We start from the raw sequence: 17,953 nt of genomic DNA on the forward strand, positions 1-17,953 counted from the left end.
CGATGCCCGCGACGTACGACTTCGTCATCATCGGCGGTGGATCGGCCGGCTCAGCGCTGGCGAACCGGCTCAGCGCCGACCCGTCCACGAAGGTCCTGGTGCTGGAGGCCGGCCACAGCGACTTCAAGATCGACCCGTTCATCCACATGCCGGCCGCGCTGCCGTTCCCGATCGGGTCGAAGTTCTACGACTGGGGCTACGAGACCGATCCCGAGCCCCACCTGGGCGGCAGGAAGGTCTACCACGCCCGCGGCAAGGTGCTCGGCGGCTCGAGTTCGATCAACGGGATGATCTTCCAGCGCGGCAACCCGATGGACTACGAGCGTTGGGCGGCCGACCCCGGCATGGAGAGCTGGGACTACCGCCACTGCCTGCCCTACTTCAAGCGCATGGAGAGCCGCTTCCTCGAGGACGGCACCTCCGGCGCCGACCGGTGGCGCGGCGGCTCCGGCCCGCTCCACCTCGAGCGCGGACCGGCCTCCAACCCCCTCTTCTCGGCGTTCTTCGAGGCCGCTCAGGAGGCCGGCTACCCGCTCACCGACGACGTCAACGGCTACCGCCAGGAGGGTTTCGCGCCCTTCGACCGCAACGTGAACAACGGCCGTCGCTGGTCGGCCGCCCGGGCGTACCTGCACCCTGTGATGGATCGTCCCAATCTCACCGTCGAGACCTTCGCACATGCGACGAAGATCCGCTTCGACACCTCCGGCGACGTCCCGCGAGCAACCGGTGTGGACTACGTACGCGGCGTCGGCCGGGCCCGCAAGCCACACTCCGTCAAGGCGAAAGAGATCATCTGCTGCGGCGGCGCGATCAACACGCCCCAGCTGCTCCAGCTATCCGGTGTGGGCGAGGAGTCCCTGCTGCGCTCGCACGGCGTCGACGTCGTGCACCATCTGCCCGGGGTGGGGGAGAACCTCCAGGACCACCTCGAGGTCTACATCCAGTACGCCTCCAAGCAGCCGGTCTCCATCGCGCCCGGTCTGGTGTGGCACCAGCGGCCGAAGATCGCCTGGCAGTGGCTCTTCGGCAAGAAGGGCCTGGGCGCGACCAACCACTTCGAGGGCGGCGGGTTCGCCCGGTCCAACGAGGACGTGGACTGGCCGAACCTGATGTTCCACTTCCTGCCGATCGCGATCCGTTACGACGGCTCGATGGCGCCCGGGCAGGAGAAGGGCCAGCACGGCTACCAGGTGCACATCGGCCCGATGTACGCCGACACCCGCGGCCACGTTCGGATCAGGTCCGAGGACCCCTTCGAGCACCCCTCGATGCTGTTCAACTACCTCTCCACACCGACCGACCGCAAGGAGTGGGTGGAGGCGGTCCGGGTGGCGCGCAACATCCTCAACCAGCCCGCCTTCGCGCCGTTCAACGCCGGCGAGATGTCGCCGGGGCCGTCGGTGGAGACCGACGAGGAGATCCTCGAGTGGGTCCGCAAGGACGCCGAGACCGCGCTGCACCCGTCCTGCACCGCGGCGATGGGCACCGGGGAGATGTCGGTGACCGACCCGGCCTCGATGAAGGTGCACGGCACCGAGGGACTGCGGGTGGTGGACGCCAGCGTCTTCCCGTACGTCACCAACGGCAACATCTACGCGCCGGTGATGATGGTCGCCGAGAAGGCGGCCGACCTGATCGCGGGCAACACCCCGCTGGCGCCCTCCGACGCTCCCTACTACCGCCATCGCGACGACTCGCCGCTGTGGCCGCCCGGAGATCCGCGCAACCTGCTCTGAAACCCGATCGTGACCCACACCGGCGCCGGGCGGACTAGCCTGCCGGGCACCCCAACCGGAGGAGACAGCTCATGCCGGAGACCATCGATCCGTCGCGTACGCCCTTGGGCGAACCTGCCGCGGCCCCCAACGAGATTCCCTCGACGAAACCGGAGCTGAACAAGACCGTCTTCTTCGGATCCGCCGGAGTGGTCGTCGCGTTCACTCTCTTCGCCCTGCTCGCGCCGGATACCGCCGGGACCGCGATCGGGCACGTGGTCGGGTGGATCTCGAAGTACTTCGGCTGGTGGTACTTCGCGCTTGCCGCGGCACTGATCGCCTTCGTGCTCTTCATCTGCCTCTCCCGCCACGGGCGGATCCGGCTCGGCCCGGAGGAGTCCCGGCCGGAGTACTCGATGTTCACCTGGACCGCGATGCTCTTCGCGGCCGGGATCGGCGCCGACCTGATGTTCTACTCGGTGGCCGAACCGGTCTCGCAGTACCTCACCCCGCCGACCGGCGAGGGCGGCACCGTCGCCGCCGCCGAGCAGGCGGTGACCTGGACGCTGTTCCACTACGGCCTCTCCGGCTGGGCGATGTACGCCGTGATGGGCATGGCGCTGGGCTACTTCTCCTTCCGTCACGGGATGCCGCTCTCGATCCGCTCGGCGCTGTACCCGATCTTCGGCAAGCGGGTCCACGGGCGGATCGGTGACGGCATCGACATGGCCGCGGTGCTCGGCACGATCTTCGGCATCGCCACCTCGCTCGGCATCTCGATCGCCCTGCTCAACGCGGGGCTCAACGTCCTCTTCGACATCCCCGAGGGCCGCGGGGCGCAGGTCGGCCTGGTCGTGGTCGCCGTGCTGCTCGGCACCGCCTCGGCGGTCTCCGGGGTCGACAAGGGGATCCGCCGGCTCTCCGAGCTCAACGTGCTGCTGTCCCTGGCGCTGATGCTCTACGTGCTCTTCTCCGACAACACCGCGTTCCTGCTCAACTCGCTGGTGATGAACCTCGGCGACTACCTGGTGCATCTGCCGGGGATGAGCTTCGACACGATGCCGTACGACACCGTGGAGAACCCCGACGTGGGGGTCTGGAAGAACCTGTGGACGCTCTTCTTCTGGGCCTGGTGGGTGGCCTGGTCGCCGTTCGTCGGGCTGTTCCTGGCGCGGATCTCGCGCGGGCGGACGATCCGGCAGTTCCTGGTCGGGGTGATGATGATTCCGTTCGGCTTCATCCTGCTGTGGGTCTCGATCTTCGGCAACAGCGCGATCGGTCGGATCCGTGGCGGCGACGCCGAGTTCGGCGAGATGACCAACGCCAACTACGCACAGGGTTTCTACGCCTTCCTCGACAACTATCCGGGCGCGATCGCACTGGCCGCGCTCGCGACGCTGACCGGCTTCCTCTACTACGTCACCTCCGCCGACTCCGGCGCCCTGGTGATGGGCAACTTCACCTCGCGCCTGCCGCACCCGATGGCGGACTGCTCGATCCCGGTACGCATCTTCTGGTCGTTCGCGATCGGCGCCCTGACCCTCGCCCTGATGTTCGCCGGCGGAGACGCGTGGCTCACCACACTGACCAACGCCACGATCATCATGGGACTGCCGTTCTCGATCGTGCTGGCGTTGGTCGCCGTCGGACTCCACCGCTCGCTACGGCTGGAGTCGTTCAAGACCGACAGCGCGCGGTACTCCCTGCCTGCCGCCATCTCTTCGGCGCGCCTGGCCGGGGCGGCCGACGGCGGCGTACGTCCCTCGCTGTCGCAGCGGCTGCGCCGCTCGGTCACCTACCCGACCGCACGGGACACCGAGCGGTTCATCGAAACTGTCGCGACGCCGGTCCTGGAGGAGGTCGCCGCCGAGCTCTGCTCCCACGGGCTCTCCTCGGTGGTTTCGGAGACCAAGGCCGTACGCGGTGTCCACGGCGTCCAGCTGCACACCGAGCTCGAGGATGCCCCGGCGTTCGTCTACAAGCTCACCCCGCAGCCCTGCCCCGCCCCGACGTTCGCCGTCGGCCGCGTCACCGGCGAGTTCTACTTCCGCACCGAGGTCCACCTCGCCGAGGGCACCCAGGGCTACGACGTCAACGGCTACTCACGCGAGCAGTTGACGGGTGACGTCCTCGACCAGTACGAGCGCCACCTCTCTTACCTCCACCTCGTCCAGCAGGAGCAGCAGCCGGCTGAGGTGCCCGAGGTGCCGGTGGCGAACCTCAGCGAAGCAGATCGGTGAGATCGATCTTGACCGGGAACGGCACCGGGACGTCGAGCCGGTCGCGGAAGATCCCGATCGGGACATAGGTGTTGGTGAGGTCGTCGCGCTCGTAGACATGGATCGCGGGCGCGCCGTCCTCGTTCTCGATGCGCCAGTAGTGGGCGATGCCCGCCTCTGCGTACTTCTGCGGCTTCACCGCCCGGTCGCGGTGCTCGGACTCCGGCGAGACCACCTCGACCACGAGTGCCACCGAGCTCGCATCGTAGAAGGAGGCCTGGTCGGAGATCCGGGTCGTGCTCACCAGCACGTCCGGCTCCGGCCGGTTGCGCCTGTCGAGCACCACCGTCAGCTCCCGATCGACCTCGAACCCGTCGGGCGCCTGCGCCGTCAGCGCGTTGGTCAGGGCCGTGACGAGCCGACTGTGCCAGCGGCGCTGCGGTGACATATTGAAGACCAGGGCTCCGTCGATGAGTTCGGTATGACGCGGCGCCTCGACGAGCATGTCGAGGTCTTCGGAGTACCAACCCTCCTCGCGGGGAGGGTGCATCCAGTCGGGCAACGCGGTCATGTTTCGAGGATACCGCCTGATCGCTGGGGCTGGCTTGGTCTCGTTAGGGCGCGCGGAGGCTTTGGTTGGGTACGGGCTTGGGGTCTGGTCACGTCGCAACACAAGCCGATGACACCTTGCGAAGACCCTGAGGCCTGGTCGTTGCTGACGGGCATGATCTGTGTCATGGGTGAACGAGATCTCGACTGGGTCGGCGACCGGGTTGTCGAGCCGATCGTGAGCAGCGTGTTCACCGAGGAGGAGCGCAGGGGCCTGTGTGTGTCGCTCATCTGGGGTTTGGAGTTGCGAGCCGGCGACGGCGGAGCCTGGGAGGAGACCGCGCGCCGGGACGGGACGCTGTGGTGGGTATGGGTGAAGTTCAAGCTGCGTCCGAGTGGCGAGGTTGCGCAGTGGCGACTGTGCGCGGCCGGGGAACTCGACGACCTGGACGTCGTCAGGCAGGCAGCGTTCGACTTGGGCGGGTGGGTCGAAGACTGGTTCTGTGAGACCTCGGTCGGTTGGGGTCAGCAGCGGCACGCACAGATACCGTCGTTGACCGAGGAGTAGCGCAGGCCGCCGCGCGCTGCGATGGCTGACTCTGGTGACGTGGTCGTGACCCGCTGGGTCTAGGGGCGGCGGGTGAACCGGATGGTGCCGTCCGGTAGTCGTTCATGGATGTACGCCGGGGTGTGGGCCAGGCGGTGATGGTGGAGACAGAGCAGTGCGCCGTCTTTGAGGTCTGTCTTGCCGCCGGCGGCCCAGGGGTTGAGGTGGTGGGCGTCGCACCATTCAGGTGGCATGTCACACCCTTCGGCTTGGCAGCATTTGGCCTGCAGCCGGAGTGCTTTGCGTTGGATGGGCTGGAAGAACCTACTCGCGCGGCCGGCGTCGAGGACCTCGCCGTCTCCGCCGAGGACCCAGGGGATGATGGTGGCGTTGCAGGCCATCCGACGGGCCTCGGCTGCGGTGATCGTGGTGCCGTTGGTCTCGTCATAGCCCAACGTGGCGGTGCCGAGGTCCTTGCGGAGCTCCTCCAGCGAGATCACCACGTTGAGGGTGGTCGCATCCCCACCGTGGCGGGGCAGGCTGGCAGGGTCGATGGTCTCCACCAGGCGGGAGAACCCCTGGCCCATCAACCGCTCCCACGGCGGCAGCGGCGGACCCTTCTCGACCAGTTGTTGTTTGCGGGGTTGGGCATAGGCCTCGACCAGTCGCTTGAACCTCATCCCGACCGAGACCGGCAGGACCCCGTCGAACCCGACTGTGCCGTCGTGGTTGTCCCACACCCGCAACGCCGTCCTCTGCTGGGCCCGTTCTTCCTCGGCGAGGAGGGCTTGGGCTTCGGCCTCTTCGAACCGGGCGGGGTCGATCTCGGCCAGGATCTTCCGCCCGACGATCGCCAGTTCGTTGGCGGTGAGCCGGGTGGCGTAGTCGACCAGGAGTTTCTCGGCCAAGGTCAGGTCCTCGACGCTCGCGACCGGGTCGGCCTCGATCTTGTCCAGCGCTTTGGTGATCACGCGGGCCTTGTCGTGGGAGACGACACCGGCGGCAAGACCCTCGGCGACGAGCTCGTGCTTCGCGACCTGGGTGGCGAGCTTGATCTGCGACCGGGCCACGGCTTTGTCGACCAAGAGCTCGGCGCGCATCCAGGCGGAGGCGTCCTTGTCGCCGCTTTCTGCGGCGATGTCACCGGCCGTGGCCAATACTCGGAGCTTCAACGCGGCCTGTTGGGTCTGGATGGCTTCCAACCTGGTGAGCAGGTCCTTCTTCTGGCCGGTGCGCCAATAGGCGGGGTCACTCGCGAGCAGGTCGTGGAGGGAGGATTCGATGGCAGCCAGAGCAGCGTCGATCGGGTCGCCGGGGTGGCTGCCCCAGTGGTCGACGTCATGCTCGAGACTCATCGTGATCCCTCCCCTCAGAGGTGTGCCGTGATGGGTCTGATTCTACGCCTCGAACGGATACCTAGCCACCTATAGGTGCAGGTCAGAGGCAAGTTTCGCGGCGAGCGAACGGCGTCGCTTCTGTGGATGGTAAGTGGCCCGAAGGGCCACCCTTCCGCCCCACCAACCCCCACTGATCCCGGCAGGATTCCGCTGCGCCACACCCGGGCCGCCGCCCCGATAGCCAGCCAAATCTTTCTCGACGGTCCCCGGTGTCAAGGACCGCCGAAGGCGGCCGGCGAAGCCGGCGGCCGAAGGCCGTCCTTTACTCCGGGGCCCGTCGAGAAGACCCTCAAGCAAGGGTCGGCGGCCCACCCCAACCACGAAGAACCGTCAGGCGAAGTCCACAAGCCGCCCATCCGCATGCATGACACACCCTCGCCCGATCCAGGCAACAGCATGCTCCTTGTCCCCGACAGCGATGTACGAGTAGCTCGGCGGCACCCAGACGAGGTCATAGGGGACACCACCCAAGGCCACCTCCGTGGCACGAACGGCATCGTCGGAGGGGTCGAGAGTGCGTACGGCCTGCTCGACGGAGTCGAAGTATCTTCGGCCGTCTTCGGAGAGCTCCTTCGCGCACCAGGCACACATGCCCAAGGAGTCGATCTGCTCGGCGGTGGCCCTGATCGGGGCGTCGAGACCGAGGAGCTGGGGGCAGGCCCGGACATGCAGGAGACGACCCGTCGCGTGCGCGACGAAGAGGGTCTCGGGGGTGTCGGAGGGCATCTCCGGAGCCTAGGGGAGGAAGCATGCCCTACCCGGTATCTGAGACAAAGTCAGGACGTTCGGCCCCAGTGATCGGTGTGGTCCAGGTCACGTACGATCCGAGGTATGGCGCATTACCAAAAGCGCGGGCACATCCCGCCCAAGCGGCACACCCAACACCGCGACGGAGAAGGGAATCTCTACTACGAAGAGCTCATGGGCGAGGAGGGGTTCTCCTCGGACTCGTCCCTGCTCTACCACCGCCATATCCCCTCGGCGGTGAAGGACGTACGCGTCTGGGAGCTGCCCGACCACGGCACCACCCCCAACCATCCGCTGCGCCCGATGCACCTGGGGCTTCACGATCTTTTTGAAGCCGAAGAATGGAAGAGCCACGACGCGGTGACCGGTCGCCGGCTGGTTCTCGGCAACAGCGACGTACGTCTTCACTACGCGGTCGCGGGGGAGGCCTCGCCGCTCTACCGCAACGCGATCGGCGACGAGTGTGTCTACGTCGAGTCCGGCAGTGGGGTCGTCGAGACGGTCTTCGGCGACCTGGAGGTCGGAGAGGGCGACTACGTGGTGATCCCGCGGTCCACCACCCACCGATGGGTGCCGAGGGGCTCGTCGGATGACACGGCTCCGCTGCGCGTCTACGCGATCGAGGCGAACTCCCACATCGCCCCGCCGAAGCGCTATCTCTCCCGGTTCGGCCAGTTCCTCGAGCACGCCCCCTACTGCGAGCGGGACCTCCGGCTCCCGACCGATCCGCGGACGGTCGACGAGAGCGAGGCGGAGGCCCAAGGATTTGAGGTCCTTATCAAGCACCGGGGCCCGGGCGCCGGCGGGATCGCCGGCTCGGTCCACGTCCTCCCGCACCACCCGTTCGACGTCGTCGGCTGGGACGGCTGCCTCTACCCCTACGTCTTCAACATCGCCGACTACATGCCGATCACCGGCAAGGTGCACCAGCCGCCGCCTGCCCATCAGGTCTTCGAGGGCAACAACTTCGTGATCTGCAACTTCGTGCCCCGCAAGGTGGACTACCACCCGCTCGCGGTGCCGGTGCCCTACTACCACTCCAACGTCGACTCCGACGAGGTCATGTTCTACGTCGGCGGCGACTACGAGGCCCGCAAGGGCTCCGGGATCGGCATCGGCTCGATCACGCTCCACCCTGGTGGCCACGCCCACGGCCCACAGCCCGGCGCGACGGAGCGCAGCCTGGGCGCGGAGTTCTTCGACGAGCTAGCGGTCATGGTCGACACCTTCCGGCCGCTCGAGGTCGGCGAGGCGGGTGCCGCGGTCGACGATGGCAAGTACGCCTGGACCTGGGCGGGAGGTCGCCAGTGACCTGGCTGGACATCAAGGACAGTCAGTTCGGCCTCGAGGCGCTTCCGTACGCCACCTTCCGCACCGCCGCGGACCCCGCGCCGCGGCTCGGGGCGCGGATCGGTGACCTGGTGCTCGACGTCGCCGCGGTCACCGGTGTCGGCGAAGGCGGCCTCGACGCGCTGCTCGCCGCCGGGCCGGCGGTCTGGAAGGACGTACGCGCCCAGCTGACCCGGCTGCTCAGCGACCCCGCGAGCGAGGCCGACGTGCGACCGCACCTGGTGCCGATCGAGGAGGCCGAGCTGCTGCTGCCGTTCACGGTGGCCGACTACGTCGACTTCTACGCCTCCGAGCACCACGCCTCCAACGTCGGGAAGATGTTCCGCCCCGACTCCGAGCCGCTGACGCCCAACTGGAAGCACCTGCCGATCGGCTACCACGGCCGCTCCGGCACGGTGGTCGTCTCCGGCACCGAGGTGGTCCGGCCGACCGGGCTGCGGAAGACGCCGGACGGGATCGTCGACGGTCCCTCGATCCGGCTCGACATCGAGGCCGAGATGGGTTTCGTGGTCGGGGTCGGCTCGGACCGGGGCACTCCGGTCCCGCTCACCGAGGCCGCCGACCACATCTTCGGGATCACGCTCCTCAACGACTGGTCGGCGCGTGACATCCAGGCCTGGGAGTACGTCCCGTTGGGCCCGTTCCTCGGCAAGTCGTTCGCCACCTCGATCTCGCCGTGGGTTCTTCCGCTCGCGGCGCTCGAGGCGGCCCGGGTGAGCCCGCCGGAACGTGACGTTCCGCTGACCGGCTACCTCGACGACTCGGCGCTCGAACCCTGGGCGCTCGACCTCGCCCTCGAGGTCAGGCTCAACGGCTCGCTGGTCTCCGAGCCGCCCTACGCCACGATGTACTGGACCGCCCCGCAGATGCTCGCGCACATGACCGCCAACGGCGCCTCGCTCCGTGTGGGCGACCTGTTCGCCAGCGGCACGATCAGTGGACCCGATCCGGGTCAGCGCGGCTCGTTCCTCGAGCTCAGCTGGTCCGGGGCCGAGCCGTTCAAGCTCGACGACGGCTCCACCCGTACCTTCCTGGAGGACGGCGACGAGGTCACCATCACCGCGACGGCGCCGGCGCCGGGCGGCGGCCGGATCGCGCTCGGCGAGGTCAGCGGACGGATCCTGCCCGCGAAGGAGCGCCGATGACGACGGTCTACGAGTTCACGCCCCGCTACCTCGAGGTCGACATGCAGGGGGTGATGTTCAACGGCTGGTATCTCGCCTACGTCGACGAGGCGATGAACCACTTCATCGATGCGTGCGGGGTGCCCTACCCGCGCTGGGAGGAGCTCGGCATCGACGTCCAGCTCGTCCACGCGGACCTGGACTGGAAGGCCGGCATCGGCTTCGGCGACCGGGTCCAGGTGCCGGTGCGCACCACCCGGATCGGCACCAAGAGCTTCACCCTCGAGTTCGAGTTCCGTCGGGGCGAGGAGGTCACCTGCGCCGTCTCGGTCGTCTACGTGGTCGTCGCCGCCGACGGCTCGGGCTCGACCGCCGTCCCGTCGGAGATCGCCGCTGCGCTCGGATAGCCGCAAGAACGGTCAAGCGAGCGGGGGATCTCGGGTGTGAGACTCGTCGGGTGCTCGAGACTGACGAAGAGATCGCCGACCTGCAACGCCTCCTGGACGCCTCGATCGGGCGCGCGAGCGGCCATCTGACCGGCATCGTCAACGACGAACACCGCCTGAACGCCCGTCAGCTCGTCACCGAGCTGACGGGCATGAAGGTGCTGGTGCTGGCCACCGTGACCGCCCGCGGCGAGCCGCGCACGAGCTGCGTCGACGGCCACTTCGTACACGGTCGCTGGCTGTTCGGGACCTCTCCTACCGCCGTCAAGGCCAAGCACATGCTCGCCCGCCCGGCCGTCAGCGCGACCCACGTCGACGGGGAGCGCATCGGCTTCTTCACCCATGGCGCCGCGCACGTGGTCTCCGAAGGACCCGAGTTCGACGCCCACAACGCCTACTTCACCGAGTTCTACGGCTCGGACCCGCAGACCTGGGAAGGGCCGGGCGTGGTCTACGCGACCATCGAGCCGAGCTGGATGGTCGCGTACGCCGCGGACGCAGCCTTGTTCCCGGTGGGCTGAACATACTTACTGCCGAGTCGGCGCATCCGCCCCCTCTCGCTCGCTTCGCTTCGCGAGGCACGGGGGCAGATCCGCCGACTCGGCACCACGAGGCTGACTAGTCAGTCAGCGTCTTCTTGATCTCGGTCTTGAGCACTTTGCCGACCTTCGAGCGCGGCAGGTCCGGCCAGACCTCGATCTGCTTGGGGGTCTTGACCGCGCCGATCCGCTCCTTGACGTACGCCTTGAGGTCGGCGACGTCGACCGAGGCGCCGGGTCGGGGGAGGACGACGGCGGTGACGCGTTCGCCCCACTTCTCGTCGGGCAGGCCGACGACGGCGCAGTCGGCGATGGACGGATGGGTCATCAGCGCCTGCTCGACCTCGGTCGAGTACACGTTGAAACCACCGGTGATCACCATGTCCTTCGCGCGGTCGACGATGTGCAGGAAGCCTTCCTCGTCGAGGAAGCCGATGTCGCCGGTGTGGTGCCAGCCGTGCGCGCTCGCCTCGGCGGTCGCCTCGGGGTTGTCGAGGTAACCGCGCATGACCAGGGAGCTGCGTACGACGATCTCGCCACGCTCACCGGAGCCGAGCATCGCGCCACGCTCGCCCATGATCGACACGGTCACCAGCGGCGCCGGACGACCGGCCGAGGAGAGCCGTTCGGCGGCGACGGTGCCGTCCTCGTGGAAGTGGTCGGCGGGCGCCATGGTGGCGATCATCATCGGCGCCTCGGTCTGCCCGAACAGCTGCGCCATCACCGGGCCGATCCGGGTCAGCGCCTCCTCGAGGCGCGTCGCCGACATCGGTGCCGCGCCGTACCAGAAGCAGCGCAGCGAGTCGAGATCGGTCGACTTCAGCGCCGGGTGGTCCAGCACCAGGTAGATCAGCGTAGGCGGCAGGAACGTGTGGGTGACCTGGTGGCGCTCGATGTGCTCGAGGAACGCACCCACGTCGGGCGTACGCATCACCACGATCGTGCCGCCCAGGCACAGCACCGGGAAGCAGAGCACCCCGGCGGCATGGGTCAGCGGGGCCAGCGCGAGGTAGGTCGGGCGCTCCGGCGCCCCCGGCCACGGGTAGGCCATCAGGGTGATCGCCGACATCGTCTCCAGGTTGGTCCCGGTGAGCATGACGCCCTTGGGACGCCCCGTGGTCCCGCCGGTGCCGACGACCATGGCCAGGTCGTCCACGACCTCGACGGGCTCGAACACCTCCTCGGCGGAGCCGAGGAAGTCGTCCCAGCCGATCGCCCACTCATAGGTCGCGTCGAGGCAGACCAAGGTGGTCAGCTCCGGCAGATCCCCACGGATCTGGTCGACCAGGCCGGCGAAGGCCGACTGGAAGATCAGCGCCGAGCAGCCGAACAGGTCCAGCAGCTCACGGTTCTCGGCGGCCTCGCTGCGCGGGTTGATCGGGCACCAGACGCCCCCCGCGCGGCTGATCCCGAAGACGGAGGCGAAGGCGACCGGGTCGTTGGCCGAGAGGATGGCGACCTTGTCGCCCGGGGCGACGCCGCGGGCCCGGAGGCCCGCGGCGACACGCACCGAGAGATCGACGACCTCGGCGTAGGACCAGGTGTCCTCGCCGCAGACGAGACAGGGCGCGTCGCCCCCCAGCGAGGCACCCTTGTCCAGATAGTCGACGAGCTGCATCGGGCCGCCCTCAGCCGCGCTGCCGGGTCACGACCGGCTCCGAGACCAGCCCGAAGGCCTGCAGCTGGCCGAGGAGCTCGCGGTGACCGAACGCCTGGCAGCCCGAGGCGAAGCCCACCCGGCGAGGCGGCTGCTGCAGCAGCGAGTACGCGACGTACGCCTGCATCAGCCCGGTCTGCTTGTAGTTCTGGTTGCCGTGGATGACGCAGTGTGCACGCCCCAGCGGGCCGGAGGCGTGGACCGAGTCGAGCGACTTGTTCAGGCGCGGGTTCTCGCGCGGCGGCATCTGGTTCATCACCTGGGCCGCCGTGGCGGTCAGCGCCTCGTCGCGCTGCTCGGCGTCCATGTCCTTGGTCGCCTCCAGCGCAGCCGCCACGATCTGCGGCACGCCGTTCATCAGCGCGGCGTTGAAGACGCCGCCCTGGGCCTTGCAGGTGGCCACCTTCGGGTCGCGGCGGTACCAGACCGGGTGCGAGGTGCCGCCCCATGGCAGCGAGAGCGCCAGCTCGTGCTGGCCCGGCACCACGAGCGGGACCAGCCCGGCGGTGGGGTCGAACTCGACGTACGCGTTCTGCTCGAGGTAGTGCGCCTTCGAGGTCGCGGCGTTGACCAGGATCGTGCGGGTCGAGGCGATCGTGGGGGAGCCACCCCAGAAGACCGCGATGTCGAGGGTGTCGAGGCCGGGCTGCTCGAGGCAGATCTCGGCCGCGATCTCGCCGGTGGTGTACATCTGCGCGATGCCCGGTGCGAGCAGCAGCCCTTTGGCCGCGTAGTCGGCGCCGTACTTCTCGTCGCAGGTGATCAGCCAGTCCTGCTCACCGGTGGTGTCGGTGTAGTGGACGCCGGCGGCCAGCGCGGCCTCCACGACCTCGGGACCGTACTGGGAGAACGGGCCGACGGTGTTTAGGACGACACGGGCGCCGGTGAGCAGCTCGGTCAGCGCCTCGACGGTGTGCTCGACCTCGGCGATCTCGTAGTCGGCGGTCTCGATGCCGGGTACGTGGGCGGCCATCGAGGCGACCAGCTTGTCCTTGGAGCGGCCGGCGGCCACGAACGGCACCCCGAGCTCGCGCAGGTATTCACAGACCAGCCGGCCGGTGTAGCCGGAGGCACCGTAGACGACGACAGGCTTGTTCTCGCTCATGCTCACATCCCCATTCCGCCGTCGACCGGCAGGCCGACTCCGTTGATGAACCTCGCCTGGTCGGAGGCGAGGAAGACGACCGCGTCGGACATGTCCTCGACGGTGCCGAGCCGGCCCGACGGGGTCAGCTCGACGACCCCGCCGACCGCCGCCTCCGGAGACTCGAAGAGACCGAGCTGGGCCACGTCGTTGGCCAGGCCGGCGCCCATCTCGGTCGGTACCAGACCGGGGTAGACGCAGTTGACGCGTACGCCGTAGCCGAGCTTGCCGCTCTCCATCGCCGCCACGCGGGTCAGCCGGTCGACGGCGCTCTTGGTGGCCGAGTAGACCGAGATGCCGGGGAAAGCGATCGTGGCCGCGACCGAGGCGACGTTGACGATCACGCCACCGTTGCCCGCGGCGCCGTCGGGCCGCATCGTACGCAGCCCGTGCTTGAGGCCGAGGGCGGTGCCGAGCACGTTGACCTCGAGCATGTTCTTCACGTCGTTCGGGTCGAGCTCGGTGACGAGGCTCGTGATCTCGACACCGGCGTTGTTGACCAGGATGTCGAGGCCGCCGAGTGCGTCGACCGAGGCGGCGACGCCGGCCTCCCAGGAGGCGTCGTCGGTGACGTCGAGGTGCACGAAGGTGCCGCCGATGGACTCGGCCACCTTCACACCCTGGTCGTCCTTCAGGTCAGCAACGGCCACCTTGGCGCCGGCTGCCGCGAGCGCTCTGGCCATCCCCTCGCCCAAGCCTTGGGCCCCGCCGGTGACGAGTGCCGTACGTCCGCTCAGATCGGTCATCTGTGACTCCTTCGTCGCTGTGATGTCGCTGTGATCCGGCTCACAGGCAATCGCGAATCTTGACGAGTGTCAAGAGTTTTCTTGACGATTGACCAGAAATTGGCATGGATGGCATCGGCCGACGCACGGGAGGGGGTATCGTGCCGCCCATGACCCAGGTCGCCGCACCCAAGTCGCCCCGCCGCACGCCCGCCGACAAGCACGACGAACGCCGCAAGGCGCTCGCCGAGTCGGCGCTGCGCACTCTGGGGGAGCTGGGCTACGCGCGGGCAAGCCTGCGTGAGATCGCCAACAACTCCGAGTTCAGCCACGGCGTCGTGCACTACTACTTCAACGACAAGCTCGAGCTGATCGTCTACTGCGTGCGCTACTACAAGCAGACCTGCGTCCACCGCTACGACGGCGTCGTCGCCGAGGCGACCTCCCCGGACGACCTCGTCACCCGGTTCGGCGACAAGCTCGTCGAGACGATCGTCGAGGAAGCGCCGATGCACCGACTCTGGTACGACCTGCGCTCACAGTCCATGTTCGAGGAGAGCCTGCGCGAGGCGGTCACCCAGATCGACCAGAGCCTGGAGGACATGATCGCGCGGGTCGTGAACCGCTATGCCGAGCTCGCCGACACCGAGCCCGCGATCCCGGCGCCGGTCGCCTACGGGATGTTCGACGGCGTCTTCCAGCAGGCCCTGCTGGGCTACCTCAACGGCCGTGACGGGGCACTGGACGACCTGCGCGACCAGGTCGTCGGGCTGATGCCGATGCTGCTGGCGCCCAAGCGGTAGAGCCCGGTCGGCCCCTGTCAGCGGCGGATCGGCCGGCCGGGGTACGCCGCCGGGTCGAGGCTGCCGTCGCGTACGACGAAGGTGCCGTCGACCAGTAGGTGGACGACTCCGGTCGAGGGCCGGGTGGGGTCGAGGTAGGTGGCCCGGTCGGTGATCCGGTCGGGGGAGAGGACGACCAGGTCGGCGTCGGCGCCGGGCGCGAGGTAGCCCTTGCTGCGCATGGCCGGGGTGAACGGGGCGAGCACCTGAGCCGGAAGGTAGGAGCAGCGGCGGAAGGCCTCCGGCCAGGTCCAGGCGCCGGTCTCGCTGACCATGCGGCGCAGCGAGCGGGCGTAGGTGCCTGACGTCCGCGGGTGGGTCTGGCCGCCGGGCGGCAGCGGCCATTCCCGGGTGTCGGTGACCCCGCCTGTCCACTCCACCGGCATCGCGTCGCTGGCCACGATCGCGTCGGGGAAGGCGAGGGCGCGCTGCAGCATCGCGTCGTCGGTGGGGGAGTCCTCCTCGAGGAAGTGGACCACGCAGACGGCGCCGGGGTCGGTGGCCCGCAGCTCGGCCAGGCGCGCGACCGACGCGATCCGCTCGCCGGTGGTCACCATCGTGATCGAGGACGGCGTCAGGCCCCAGGCGCCGAGCCGCTCCGGTGCCAGGAAGAAGGCGCCGACGGCCGTGGATCCGGCGCCGTACGGATAGGCCTCGACGGTGACGTCGGACCCGGCCGTGCGGGCATCGTCGAGCAGGCCGAGGACGCGGTCGACGTGGCGGCGAGAGGTGCTGTTGACGTGGCAGTGGTGCATCCGTGCGCCCGTCTCGGCGGCCGCGCGGGTGATCTCCTCCGAGCCGTCGACCGGGGTGGTGGGGTCGGCCTCGACGATCTCGCGTACGTGGGTGAAGGTCGCGGTTCCGCTGCGGGCAGCGAGCCGGGCGACGTCGAGGAACTCGGCGGGGTCCGAGCGTGGGGCGTAGCCCATCAGCACCCCGATCCCGAGCGCCCCCGCGGCCAGCTCGGACTCGAGCAGCTCGAGCCAGGCGTGCCGCTCCGCGGCCGAGGACGTACGTTGCCACGCCGGGTCGCCGAGCATCGACAACGAGGTCTCGAGGTCGGCGGCCGGCGTGATCCCGAGATGCGCGACGGCACGGGCATCGCCCCACGACGCCGAGAAGCCGTAGTGGAGCACCCGGCCGTCGGCCGCGGCTCGCTCGTAGGCGAGGTCGAGGGGGAGCAGCCCGGACTCCAGGTCGAGGGTAGTGGTGACCCCGTCCATCGCCTGGAGTCGCTGGCCGGCGATCGAGTGGACGTGGCTGTGCAGGTCGACGAACCCGGGGCCGACGACGAGCCCGGTCACGTCGATCACCTCGGCGGCCGGATCGTCGGGCACGCTCCCGACGGCCACCACGGACCCGTCGGAGACGGCGACGTCGGCCACCTGCTCCGTCCCTGCTCGGGGGTCGACGACCAGGCCACCACGGAGAATCAGCATCCCGCCATCAAACCGTCCCGGCCATGGCGGGCCATTGTCCGATCGGACAACAGCACGGCCTGTTGACTGTCCGATACGACGAACACGGACCCCGTCGGGACTCCCTACGGTTTCGGCATGCCCCACGACCAGACCCGCCCGGACGCCGCCCGGTTCCTGCAGGAGAGCTTCGCCGACCTCGTCGCCGAGCACGGCGTGCCCGGTGCGTCGATCGCCGTCCTCACCGGCGACCAGGTGATCACCGCCGCCGCCGGCACGACCAGCCTGGCCACCGGGGTCGAGGTCGACACCGAGACGGTCTTCCAGATCGGCTCGATCACCAAGATCTGGACCACGACGCTGGTGATGCAGCTGGTCGACGACGGTCTCCTCGATCTGGACCGGCCGGTGCGTGACTACCTGCCCGAGCTCGTCATCGGCGACCGCGCGGCAGGCGAGAGGATCACGACCCGCCAGCTGCTGTGCCACACGGCCGGGTTCGAGGGTGACATCTTCACCGACACCGGACGCGGCGATGACGCGGTCGAACGCTACGTCGCGACCCTCACCGACCTGCCGCAGCTGTTCGCCCCCGGTGAGACGTTCTCCTACAACAACACCGGCTTCGTCGTGCTCGGTCGCCTCGTCGAGGTGCTGCGAGAGGCTCCGTTCGACCGGGTGCTCCTCGACCGGATCGCGGGACCGCTCGGCCTCGCCAGCGTCTCCCCGAGTCCGTACGAGGCGATCCTGCACCGTGCCGCCACCGGTCACATGCCGGGGGCGGACGGTGCCCCGGAGGCGGCGCCGACCTGGGCGCTGGCCAGGTCCAACGCGCCGGCCGGCTCGATGCTCGCGATGACGGCGAGCGACCTGCTCGGTTTCGTGCGGATGCACCTGAGCGGCGGCACCGCACCCGACGGGACCCAGGTCCTCTCCGCCGCGGCCGTCGCGGCGATGCGGGAGCGCCAGGTCGAGCTGCCGCTGCTCTCTGGGATGGGCAGCGCCTGGGGCCTGGGCTGGGAGCTCATCGACACCCCGCAGGGCACGGTCATCGCGCACGACGGCGGCACCATCGGCCAGGCAGCGTTCCTCCGGGTCGTACCCGAGCACGGGCTGGCCGTCGCGCTCCTCACCAACGGTGGCGAGGTATTCGGGCTCTTCAACGCGGCCGTCGCACGCTTGCTCGAGGAGCTCGGCGGCGTACGCCTTCCCGAACGGCCCACGCCACCGGTCGCGCCGGCGACGGTCGACGTCGACAGGTTCCTGGGGCACTACGCGGACACGATCTACGACATCGAGGTCACCGCCGACGGCGCCGGTGGGCTCGTCCTCGACCGCACCCCCAAGGACGTCATCGCCGAGATCGGCGAGCAGCCGATGCGGTTCTCCCTCGTCCACCTCGACGGCGACTCCTTCATCGCCACCGAGCCCGTCCGCGGCATCCACGTCGTCTTCGCCTTCCTCGGCGAGGCGGACGCCCCGGCGAAGTACGTCCACTACGGCCGCGTCGTCGCGCGCGCCGACTGACCAT

General features: G+C 69.0%; 16 protein-coding genes. 9 read left to right on the forward strand and 7 right to left on the reverse strand.

The window, feature by feature from the left end:
* The first annotated feature begins 2 nt into the window (after window positions 1-2).
* Window positions 3-1,739, forward strand: a complete 1,737-nt coding sequence (gene betA, locus BLT25_RS14315) for a choline dehydrogenase (RefSeq protein WP_091047020.1) — start codon at window positions 3-5, stop codon at window positions 1,737-1,739.
* A 71-nt stretch (window positions 1,740-1,810) separates the two neighbouring features.
* Window positions 1,811-3,958, forward strand: a complete 2,148-nt coding sequence (gene betT, locus BLT25_RS14320; RefSeq protein ID WP_091047021.1) for a choline BCCT transporter BetT — start codon at window positions 1,811-1,813, stop codon at window positions 3,956-3,958.
* On the opposite strand, the gene BLT25_RS14325 is transcribed toward betT, so the two are convergent.
* The gene (locus tag BLT25_RS14325; RefSeq protein WP_091047024.1) at window positions 3,939-4,508 is read right to left on the reverse strand and encodes a Uma2 family endonuclease; all 570 of its coding nucleotides are present in this window, start codon (window positions 4,506-4,508) and stop codon (window positions 3,939-3,941) included. The two genes, betT and BLT25_RS14325, sit on opposite strands and share 20 nt — an antisense overlap.
* A 141-nt stretch (window positions 4,509-4,649) precedes the next feature.
* Between BLT25_RS14325 and BLT25_RS14330 the strand changes: the two genes are divergently transcribed.
* A complete protein-coding gene (locus tag BLT25_RS14330; RefSeq protein ID WP_143033753.1) occupies window positions 4,650-5,054 on the forward strand; it encodes a hypothetical protein in 405 nt (134 codons plus the stop codon).
* Window positions 5,055-5,113: 59 nt separating this feature from the next.
* On the opposite strand, the gene BLT25_RS14335 is transcribed toward BLT25_RS14330, so the two are convergent.
* Together BLT25_RS14335 and BLT25_RS14340 are read right to left on the reverse strand one after the other, a co-directional pair.
* A complete protein-coding gene (locus BLT25_RS14335) occupies window positions 5,114-6,388 on the reverse strand; it encodes an HNH endonuclease signature motif containing protein (RefSeq protein WP_091047030.1) in 1,275 nt (424 codons plus the stop codon).
* A 372-nt stretch (window positions 6,389-6,760) separates the two neighbouring features.
* Window positions 6,761-7,156: a hypothetical protein gene (locus BLT25_RS14340; protein ID WP_091047031.1), complete on the reverse strand. Its 396-nt coding sequence runs from the start codon at window positions 7,154-7,156 to the stop codon at window positions 6,761-6,763.
* Between the two features lie 105 nt (window positions 7,157-7,261).
* Between BLT25_RS14340 and BLT25_RS14345 the strand changes: the two genes are divergently transcribed.
* Genes BLT25_RS14345 through BLT25_RS14360 form a run of 4 tightly spaced genes read left to right on the forward strand, consistent with a single transcriptional unit; the run spans window position 7,262 to window position 10,618 of the window.
* Window positions 7,262-8,488 (forward strand): homogentisate 1,2-dioxygenase, encoded by a 1,227-nt coding sequence (locus BLT25_RS14345; RefSeq protein ID WP_091047034.1) that lies wholly within the window; start codon window positions 7,262-7,264, stop codon window positions 8,486-8,488.
* Window positions 8,485-9,672, forward strand: a complete 1,188-nt coding sequence (fahA, locus tag BLT25_RS14350) for a fumarylacetoacetase (protein ID WP_091047037.1) — start codon at window positions 8,485-8,487, stop codon at window positions 9,670-9,672. The genes BLT25_RS14345 and fahA overlap by 4 nt, the downstream gene beginning before the upstream one ends.
* Entirely contained in the window at window positions 9,669-10,058 is a 390-nt protein-coding gene (locus BLT25_RS14355) for an acyl-CoA thioesterase (RefSeq protein WP_091047039.1), read from the forward strand. The genes fahA and BLT25_RS14355 overlap by 4 nt, the downstream gene beginning before the upstream one ends.
* A gap of 50 nt (window positions 10,059-10,108) precedes the next feature.
* Window positions 10,109-10,618 carry a pyridoxamine 5'-phosphate oxidase family protein gene (locus tag BLT25_RS14360; RefSeq protein WP_091047042.1) on the forward strand — a complete coding sequence of 170 codons (510 nt, stop codon included), beginning with the start codon at window positions 10,109-10,111 and terminating at the stop codon, window positions 10,616-10,618.
* A 97-nt stretch (window positions 10,619-10,715) separates the two neighbouring features.
* On the opposite strand, the gene BLT25_RS14365 is transcribed toward BLT25_RS14360, so the two are convergent.
* From BLT25_RS14365 to BLT25_RS14375, 3 genes are read right to left on the reverse strand one after another with little or no spacing between them, the layout of a single operon-like run.
* The gene (locus BLT25_RS14365) at window positions 10,716-12,254 is read right to left on the reverse strand and encodes an acyl-CoA synthetase (protein WP_091047044.1); all 1,539 of its coding nucleotides are present in this window, start codon (window positions 12,252-12,254) and stop codon (window positions 10,716-10,718) included.
* Window positions 12,255-12,264: 10 nt separating this feature from the next.
* Window positions 12,265-13,398 carry a DUF5938 domain-containing protein gene (locus BLT25_RS14370; protein WP_091047046.1) on the reverse strand — a complete coding sequence of 378 codons (1,134 nt, stop codon included), beginning with the start codon at window positions 13,396-13,398 and terminating at the stop codon, window positions 12,265-12,267.
* Window positions 13,399-13,400: 2 nt separating this feature from the next.
* Window positions 13,401-14,183 carry an SDR family NAD(P)-dependent oxidoreductase gene (locus BLT25_RS14375; RefSeq protein WP_091047049.1) on the reverse strand — a complete coding sequence of 261 codons (783 nt, stop codon included), beginning with the start codon at window positions 14,181-14,183 and terminating at the stop codon, window positions 13,401-13,403.
* Window positions 14,184-14,332: 149 nt separating this feature from the next.
* On the opposite strand from BLT25_RS14375, the gene BLT25_RS14380 reads away from it, so the two are divergent.
* Window positions 14,333-14,965, forward strand: a complete 633-nt coding sequence (locus BLT25_RS14380) for a TetR/AcrR family transcriptional regulator (protein ID WP_091047050.1) — start codon at window positions 14,333-14,335, stop codon at window positions 14,963-14,965.
* Between the two features lie 17 nt (window positions 14,966-14,982).
* On the opposite strand, the gene BLT25_RS14385 is transcribed toward BLT25_RS14380, so the two are convergent.
* Window positions 14,983-16,443, reverse strand: coding sequence for an amidohydrolase family protein (locus tag BLT25_RS14385; protein WP_091047053.1), 1,461 nt, complete (start codon window positions 16,441-16,443; stop codon window positions 14,983-14,985).
* Window positions 16,444-16,560: 117 nt separating this feature from the next.
* Here BLT25_RS14385 and BLT25_RS14390 point away from each other — a divergent pair, with 117 nt between their 5' ends.
* A complete protein-coding gene (locus BLT25_RS14390; protein WP_091047056.1) occupies window positions 16,561-17,949 on the forward strand; it encodes a serine hydrolase domain-containing protein in 1,389 nt (462 codons plus the stop codon).
* Window positions 17,950-17,953 lie beyond the last annotated feature (4 nt).

This window comes from Nocardioides sp. YR527, assembly GCF_900101045.1.
Taxonomy (GTDB): Bacteria; Actinomycetota; Actinomycetes; order Propionibacteriales; family Nocardioidaceae; genus Nocardioides.